The organism is Mangrovicoccus sp. HB161399 (genome assembly GCF_013184745.1).
Lineage (GTDB): Bacteria > Pseudomonadota > Alphaproteobacteria > Rhodobacterales > Rhodobacteraceae > Mangrovicoccus.
The window spans coordinates 1-7698 of the sequence record NZ_JAATVU010000136.1; the positions used below are offsets into that span (position 1 = coordinate 1).

Below are 7698 nucleotides of genomic sequence, written 5' to 3' on the forward strand. Positions count from 1 at the left end.
CGCCGCCGGGGCCCGCCAGGTCGTCCGCCCTGGGCCTCGGCCCGGTGGCGGCACCATGGCTCGCTGGGCGACCCGCCGGATCGGGCGCAGCGGATGCCGGAACGGGACGCGTCCCGAGACCGGCAGAGCCGGACAGCGATCCGCCCGTCCCGCGCATGCCTGTCTCCGCCGAGGATCCGCCGAGACGAATCCCGTTCCGCAAACAGCGTCGGGGGAGGACGATTCCAGAACAATGCAACGAGGCCGGGGCTGCTCCAGGCTTCTGCCAGCGCCATTGGTTGGTCCGCACCACCGGCGTTCCGGCCAGCACTGGCCGAGCCGACGCCTGTATCCTGGCGGGGACGGGCGGCGCCTGCGGCCGGAACTCGGCGCGCCCCCGATCCCGCCCGGCTCCGCCGTGCCGATCTTCTGCGCCGCCGCGCGACGGCTCCCTGCCATGCTCCATGCAAGTCTCCGCACTGGCAAGCACTTCAGGAGGTGAAAGAACACCGGCACCCCCGCCCTGCCCGCGTCCGGATGGATCTTTCGAGCCAAAGGAAGCGGCGCGCGGACCGCGGTCCCCCTCCTGTCCGCCTCCGCCGCAGTCACGCTTTGTGCAATCCGGAGCGGCGCCCCGGCGCAGCGGCAGTCCCGGCGAGACCAGAGCCGCCGGAGCCAAGGGGCTGTGGCGGGGGCGGGAAAGCGCTTCGGCCGGGACGCAATGGCGCCATGTCGCAAAGACGGCGATTCATGTCGCCGCTGCGACAGCTACAGCAGCCGGAACAGGCATGCTCGCGCGTCATCCCGCTTGCCGAAGGGGCAGAATCACGCGCCATGGGAAACGTCTTTTCCGGTATCTGGGTCCTGCTGGTCGGGATCGTGCTCATCATGCTCGGCAACGGCATGCATTTCACCCTGATCGGCCTGCGCGGCGGCATCGAGGGGTTCTCTTCCGCCGAGCTCGCGGTGATCACCTCGGGCTATTTCATGGGCTTCCTCTCCGGCGCGCGCATCACGCCGCTGCTGATCCGGCGGGTGGGCCATGTCCGGGTCTTCGCCGCGCTCGGCAGCTTCATGTCCGCCGGGCTGATCGCCTTCCCGCTGGTCGCCGAGCCCTGGGTCTGGACGATCCTGCGGCTCGCCATCGGCTTCTGCATGTCGGGCGTCTACGTCACGGCCGAGAGCTGGCTGAACCACGCCGCCACCAACGAGACCAGGGGCAAGATCCTCTCGGCCTACATGATCGCCCAGACGCTGGGGATCATCGGCGCGCAGGGGCTGCTGACGCTGGGCGACGCGGCGACTCCGGCGCTGTTCATCGGCGCCTCGATCCTCGTCTCGGTATCGGTCGCGCCGATCCTGCTGTCGGCCACGCCGGTCCCGGCGGTCGAACTGGCGCGGCCGATGCCGCTGCGCGGCCTGTTCCGCAGCTCTCCGCTGGGCACGGTGGGGATCTTCCTGCTGGGCGGGGTCTATGCGACCCAGTCCGGCATGGGCGCGGTGTTCGGCACGCAGATCGGCCTCGGCACCGCGCAGATCGCGCTGTTCGTCGCGATGATGTTCGCCGGGGCGCTGGTGCTGCAATACCCGATCGGCTGGCTCTCCGACCGGATGGACCGGCGCAAGCTGATCTTCTGGGCGGCTGTCCTGGGCGGGCTGGCCTGCGCCGCCGGATGGACGGCCGGCGGGTTCTGGCCGCTGATGGCGGCGGCCTTCCTCGCGGGCGGGGTGACCACGCCGCTCTATGCGCTGTTCCTGGCCTTCACCAATGACTCGCTTGCCGCCGAGGACATGCCCGCAGCCTCGGGCGGACTGGTCTTCACCTTCGGGCTGGGCGCCATCGCCGGGCCGCTGGTGACCGGCTGGGCCATGCAGCATGCCGGCCCCGGCGCCTTCTGGATCGTGCTCAGCGCCACCTTCGCGGCGATCGCGCTCTACGCGCTCTACCGCATGACCCAGCGCGCGCCGGTCCCGGCGGACGAGACCGAAAGCTACCTCGCCGTTCTGCCGACCAGCTCGCCGGTGGCGGTGGAGGCCGCAGGCGCCTGGGCGGCGGACCAGGCGGAGGAAAAGCCCGAAGAAGAGGCGCGGGAATGATCCGACCCTGCCCGGCCCGGCGCGGCGGGCCGCCGGCGGCAGGAACGTTGCATGGCGTGGGGGTTTCATGCACCTTCCGGTCCATGCGACCCCGCACCGGACTCCCAGCTTGATCGGACTGCACCTGATAAAGGGAACAGGCGTGCTCTATGCCCGCTGCCTGCCGCCCTTCGCGATGAACGACATCGCCGATCTGTCGCGGCGGCTCGCCTCCGGCGGGATGGCCGGCGCGTCCCTTGAAAGCCCGGCAATCTTCGACGCGCGCGCGGTGAGCTTCGCCGATGTCGAGACCGACGACATCCGCGCCTACATCAAGCAGCGCCGCCTGATGGCGGGCCGCAAGAGCATCGGCCCGCTGGCCATGGTCGCAGGCGACCAGGGCAGCTTCGGCATGCTGCGGATGATGGGCATCGTCGCGGAAATCGCCGGCATCCGGGACGAGGACCGCACGATCGTCACGCTCGACATGGACGAGGCGGCCGGCTGGGTGGCGGCGCGGCTGCCGCCCGGAGGACCCTGCGGCGCCGCGCTGGCCCGCGGGATCGCCGCGCTGGCGCCCGCCCCGCGGCAGGGCACGGCGGGACCGGCCTGAGCCGCCGCCGCTTCCGCGGTCAGCCGCCCAGCCCGAGCACCGGATAGAGCGAGGCCACAAGCAGCAGCGCCATGGCGACGTTGAAGCTCCGCAGCCGGGTCCGGTCCGACAGCCACTGCCGCAGCAGCGTCCCGAGCCAGGCCCAGACCGAGATGGCCGGCAGGCCGACCAGCGCGAAGGCCGCTGCGACGGCAGCCACCGAAACCAGCGTGCGCTCCGGCGCGTAGAGCGTCATGCCCGACAGGCAGATCGCCCAGGCCTTGGGATTGACCCATTGGAACGCCGCCGCCGCGATCAGGGTCATGGGACGGCCGCCGGCGCTGCGCGCCTCGGGCGGGGCGGCGGTGGCGATCTTCGCCGCGAGCCACAGGAGGTAGGCGGCGGAAAGGATCTTCAGCATGCCCGCCAGGGCGGGAACGGCCTCGAACAGCGCCATCACGCCCAGCCCGACGAGAAGCGCCATCAGCGCCATGCCGCCGGTGATGCCCAGCATGTGGGGAATGGTGCGGCGGAAGCCGAAATTTGCGCCGGAGGCCAGCAGCATCAGGTTGTTCGGACCGGGCGTGACGGTCGAGATGAAGGCGAAGCCCAGGAGGGCGATCAGGAGGGCGGTTGTCATTGCGCATGCCTCTGTGACAGGATGCCCGCAAGGATATGCGGAGACGTCCGCAATTAATCGCCTGACTGTGGCTTCCTTTCTCAAAAGTGGACAATGAAAGGCCAGCATGGACGACATTGACCGCAGGATATTGCGCGTCCTTCGGCGCGATGGCCGGATCAGCAATGTCGCCCTGGCCGAGCAGGTCAGCCTGTCGCCCTCGGCCTGCCTGCGGCGCGTGCAGGAACTGGAGCGGACGGGCGTGATCCGCGGCTACCGGGCGGTGACCGATCCGGAGCGGCTGGGGCGCGGCTTCGCCGCCTATGTCATGGTCGGGCTATCCTCGCACACCAAGGCCGCCCAGGAAGGGTTCGAGCGCGCAATGGCCGTCGCCACGGAGGTTGCCGAATGCCACAACATCGCGGGCGCCTTCGAGTACCTGCTGCGCGTGGAATGCGCCGACATGGCGGATTACAAGCGGTTCCACACGGAGGTGCTGGGCACGCAGTCCCATGTCAACGCCCTCACCTCCTGCATCGTCATGAGCTCGCCCAAGGACGACCGCGCCGCCTGAGCCTGCCGGCGGCCCGTTGGCGCTCCGGCGGGAGGGTGCCTCGGCGAGCGCTGCGGCATGTCCCCCGCCGCCGGACCGGCGGCCCGCTCGGGCGCGCGGGTCCGAGCCATGCAACGGCTTCCGCCGCGGCGGCGGCAGGGACGCGCAGAAACCGCGCCGGACGCACGGCCTTCCGTGACCGAAGGTCCGCCGGATGGACGCTTCCCCTGCACTACGGGCTTCCACGAGTGCTGCCCCAGCGCGGGTCGGCCGATATGCCGACGAGGCTCCGCAACCGGCTCCCGGGCCTCTCTGCCAGGCCGCCTCTCCAAGCAGCTGCGCCAAACCGATCCAGCCGGCGACAGGCCGACCGTCATCAGCCGCGCCTGAATCGTCGGTTGAGCGGCTTGGCGGCATTGCCCCGCGCGGCGGACCTGACTGCGCGGGCTCGACCGAACTTCCGGAGCGAGGCGGTCCGCATCTGCTCCGGTTCGGGCCGCCGGAAGGGCATTCCCCGCGATTTCCGGCAGTCATGGCGGCTTTGTCCGGCCGGCGGCGACGGGCTCTCCGGCAGCGCCAATAGGCACGGAGCAGTTCGGGATGGCGTTCCCCGCCAAGAGATCGGCGAAGGTGGCGCGCAGGGATGTGGCCGCGACTGCCGATACGCCGGGCAGGCGGTCATCCGGCCCGCGCAGGGCCCGGCAAGCGCCCTGCGGCGCCACCTTCGCCGATCTCTTGGCGGGGACTGCTTGCTGTCCGGCCCATCGCCCCGACGGGCGGCAGGACGGCGCAGCGACATGGCCGGCAACGCAGCCGATGGGACCAGCCTCGCGGCAGCCGGGACGGAGGACTTCCCCAAAGCGCACCCTTTTGCCGGGACGGATTCCTTCCCGGCGCCATGCCGAATTCGGCAACTTGCCTCGCAGCGCCGGGCTCCGTTGGGTCCCGGCCGCGCTGCTGCCCCGGCCGGGATGACCCGCAGCAGGACGGCGCACGGGCCCCGGGCCGTTCCGCGGGGCTGCTAGAACGCGCCTTCGGGGTCGGCCTCGGCCAGCACCGGGCGGGCGGCCAGCACCAGCCGGAATCGGCCCCGCCCGGACCGGGAAAGCCGGATCGGGGCGTCGCGCTCGTCCAGGCGGCGGCGCAGCAGGATCAGGCGGGTGTCGAAATTCTCCGCGTTGCCGGGCAGGCGCAGCGACGGGTCGAGCCGCAGCTCGCGGGTGGTGAACTCGATCCGGCCGCTGGCCGCGTGCTCCTGAAGCACCCGCCACAGGATGGCCCCCGCGACACCCTTGATCAGGTAGTCATGGCCGAGGAAAAGACTGTCGTCGCGCGCGAAATGCCGGACTCGCACGGTCTCGGCACAATCGCCCCCAGCAGGTTCCGCTGGTTCCGCTTCGGCGCGCTCGGCATCGAGCGCCGCCATCATCGCGCCGATCTGGTCGCCGATCAGAGCCAGCGCGTCCTCGTCCTCATGTCCGAAGCGCAGGATCTCGGGGCTTTCGACCAGCAGCACGCCGCAGAGCCGCTCGCCGAAGCGCAGCGGCACGGCCAGCTGGCTCCCGGGCATTTCCAGCCCGGGAAAAGGTATGGTCCGTTCCCGGTCCCAGTCGAGCCCGAGGCTGCGCGCCGTGCCGGCCACCGCCTCGCCATAGCGGTACTCGGCAGTCATCATGGTGATGCGGACCGGCGTGCCGGATTGCGCCGCCGCCCCGGCCAGCCCTTCGCCATAGGCGATTTCCGAGCCGATGCCCGCTTCGGCATAGCCAAGCGAGGCGAGCGTGAAGAGCCGCTTTTCCCCGGCATCCGCCGCCAGGAAGATCGCATGGGTGATTCCGAATTCGGCGCCCAGCCCTTCGATCGCGGCATCGACCAGCGCGCCCAGATCCCCCGCGCCGCGCAGCCGTTCCGCCAGCCGGCGTGCCGCAGCCAGGCGGTTGGGACTGTCCTCGGGACGGGGCAGGCTGGCGCAGGGCACGCGTTCCATCGCCGTCACCCGGCAGATGTCCGATCCCTGCAGCCGGAACACCCCGGCCATGCCGGTATGCGAGGCGATTCCGGCCAGACGGGCGCGCATCGCCTCGAAGACCGGCCCCTCGGTATGGGTCTCGAGATAGTCGAGCGACAGGCGGTAGCGCTCGGCGGTCTCGCAATCCACCACGGTGATCGAGGCGCGCCGCGTCTCCATCAGGTTGCGGCGGGTCTTGTTGAAGAACTGGTAGCTCAGCGCGATCCGGCCGGGGCCGACGTAATGCACCTGCGAGATCAGCGAGACATTGACCTGGCCCTCCGCGTCGCAGGTGGCCAGCACTGCCGCAACCACGCCCTCCATCGCCGGGCGGAGCCGCTCGATGTCGATCTCCGCGGTCATTCCAGGCGGCTCCCGGCGCCCGGTCCCGGGGTCTGGACATAGACGCGCTCGGGCAGGAACTCGATCCCCGCGACATCCTCCTCGGCGAAGACGGTCAGGGTCTCCGCGAAGGCGCGGGTGAACCCGACGATCTCCAGCCAGTCGCGATGCGCCGCGATCTGCCGGTGCAGCTCTGCAATGTCCTGCGGCTCGGGCGCCACCACCCTTCCCGAGCGCGCCTTGACCTGGATCGAGCGGTGGTCGACCCCGGTCAGCGTCATGCCGACCGAGGCGCCGTTCCGCACCAGTTCGAGCAGCGCGCCATTGCCGCCGCGCGCCAGGAAGACCCGCGCGAGCGTTCCGGCAGGCTGCGGCGCGAAGGTGCAGCCGATGCCGATGGCGCAGACCGGATAGCCGGTGCTGCTGCCGGCCGCGACGGCGACGGTCTGCCCGGCCTGCAGGAAGCCGAGGATGTCTTCGGACAGGATCGACCGGGAGGCGCCGGCGGCGCTCCGATAGGCGGCGATCTCGTCGGCGGCGCGCGCGGGAGGAATGGCGTCGGTCATTTCAGATGCGTCGGATGGAAATCTCGGCCGGAGCGGCCGCGCCGGGCAGTAGGGGGCGGAACCCGCACGGAGTCAATCACCCTCGGAACGGCGCTTCTGCGGAGGTTGGCACGGTGGCCGCATGGTCGGCCGCTCCGGCGGCAGCCGTACTCCGCCGCAAGCCTCCTGCCGCAACCCGCGCAGCACGGAGGCCTGATCCGGGCCGGGTCCGCCGGAGGCCCAGAAGGCGACCGGGACATGTCCATGGCACGAGACAGCGGAACGCCCCGCTTCCTTCGGTCAAGACGGATACCACCGGGCATGCATCTGAAACCGTGCAGCCAGGCGGGCGCACAGGGTGAAGAGCGGCCATTCCCCGGAACGAAAGGCCGCGTTTCCCGCGATAGGACCGCCTCCGGACAATGTTTCCCTCAGCGCGTTGGCTGACGGAGACGGCATGTCGCAAGGGAGGCGCGGGAATCGGACCGCGGAATCGTATACGGACGGCGAGCTGGCGCCCCGGCCGGGTGCGACCATGGAAGGCGGAACGTCGCGCGACAGTCGCCGGGCAATGCCACCGGTCCGAGTGACGAGGCGACGGCAGCTGACATCGGGACGGCGGCGCTGAACGAAACGGCACCCTGCGGCCATTGCCGCCGCCGCGTGATCCCTTCCGGACCAAACGCCATCTGGCGGGACGCCTTCGAACGGTGGAACGACCGGGACCGGACCGCCTCGCCGAGGTTCGCGGCGGAAACTGCGGACGGCAGGAAGACCGCCGATGACCAGGAACGCGCCCCGCCCCCTAGGTCAAATTGACAAAACGCGGAGCCAGATGCGGACGGACGCGATGCCGATGAACCCGAGGAAACTCAGGGCGGTCTTGTCATGGCGCGTTGCCACCCGGCGGCACCGCTTGAGCTTGGAGAAGCAGCGTTCGGCCAGGTTGCGCCAGCGGTAGAAGTCGCGGTCGACGGCGCGCCA

The 7698-nt window shown here is 70.7% G+C and carries 6 protein-coding genes and 1 pseudogene; 3 read left to right on the plus strand and 4 right to left on the minus strand.

Annotation, left to right across the window (positions count from 1 at the left end; genetic code table 11):
• Nucleotides 1-813: 813 nt before the first annotated feature.
• A complete protein-coding gene (locus HCC78_RS30740) occupies nucleotides 814-2076 on the plus strand; it encodes an MFS transporter (RefSeq protein WP_172332553.1) in 1263 nt (420 codons plus the stop codon).
• 109 nt (nucleotides 2077-2185) lie between these two features.
• Complete coding sequence (locus tag HCC78_RS30745; protein ID WP_172332554.1) at nucleotides 2186-2668, plus strand: hypothetical protein; 483 nt, start codon at nucleotides 2186-2188, stop codon at nucleotides 2666-2668.
• Nucleotides 2669-2687: 19 nt separating this feature from the next.
• On the opposite strand, the gene HCC78_RS30750 is transcribed toward HCC78_RS30745, so the two are convergent.
• Complete coding sequence (locus HCC78_RS30750) at nucleotides 2688-3287, minus strand: LysE family translocator (RefSeq protein WP_172332555.1); 600 nt, start codon at nucleotides 3285-3287, stop codon at nucleotides 2688-2690.
• Nucleotides 3288-3393: 106 nt separating this feature from the next.
• Between HCC78_RS30750 and HCC78_RS30755 the strand changes: the two genes are divergently transcribed.
• Entirely contained in the window at nucleotides 3394-3840 is a 447-nt protein-coding gene (locus tag HCC78_RS30755) for an Lrp/AsnC family transcriptional regulator (protein ID WP_172332556.1), read from the plus strand.
• A 1000-nt stretch (nucleotides 3841-4840) separates the two neighbouring features.
• Here HCC78_RS30755 and HCC78_RS30760 read toward each other — a convergent pair.
• The 3 genes and pseudogenes from HCC78_RS30760 to HCC78_RS30770 all read right to left on the minus strand — a co-directional run.
• Nucleotides 4841-6190, minus strand: coding sequence for a GAF domain-containing protein (locus tag HCC78_RS30760; RefSeq protein ID WP_172332557.1), 1350 nt, complete (start codon nucleotides 6188-6190; stop codon nucleotides 4841-4843).
• Nucleotides 6187-6735, minus strand: coding sequence for a hypothetical protein (locus tag HCC78_RS30765; RefSeq protein WP_172332558.1), 549 nt, complete (start codon nucleotides 6733-6735; stop codon nucleotides 6187-6189). Before HCC78_RS30765 ends, HCC78_RS30760 begins: the two co-directional genes overlap by 4 nt.
• Nucleotides 6736-7524: 789 nt before the next feature.
• Nucleotides 7525-7698, minus strand: a pseudogene (locus HCC78_RS30770) (IS5/IS1182 family transposase); the annotation flags it as partial.

Bases quoted from the DNA above. Each gene is read 5' to 3' on its own strand.
- HCC78_RS30755 (WP_172332556.1), top strand. From the start codon at position 3,394: ATGGACGACATTGACCGCAGGATATTGCGCGTCCTTCGGCGCGATGGC.
- HCC78_RS30760 (WP_172332557.1), bottom strand. From the start codon at position 6,190: ATGACCGCGGAGATCGACATCGAGCGGCTCCGCCCGGCGATGGAGGGC.
- HCC78_RS30740 (WP_172332553.1), top strand. From the start codon at position 814: ATGGGAAACGTCTTTTCCGGTATCTGGGTCCTGCTGGTCGGGATCGTG.
- HCC78_RS30765 (WP_172332558.1), bottom strand. From the start codon at position 6,735: ATGACCGACGCCATTCCTCCCGCGCGCGCCGCCGACGAGATCGCCGCC.
- HCC78_RS30750 (WP_172332555.1), bottom strand. From the start codon at position 3,287: ATGACAACCGCCCTCCTGATCGCCCTCCTGGGCTTCGCCTTCATCTCG.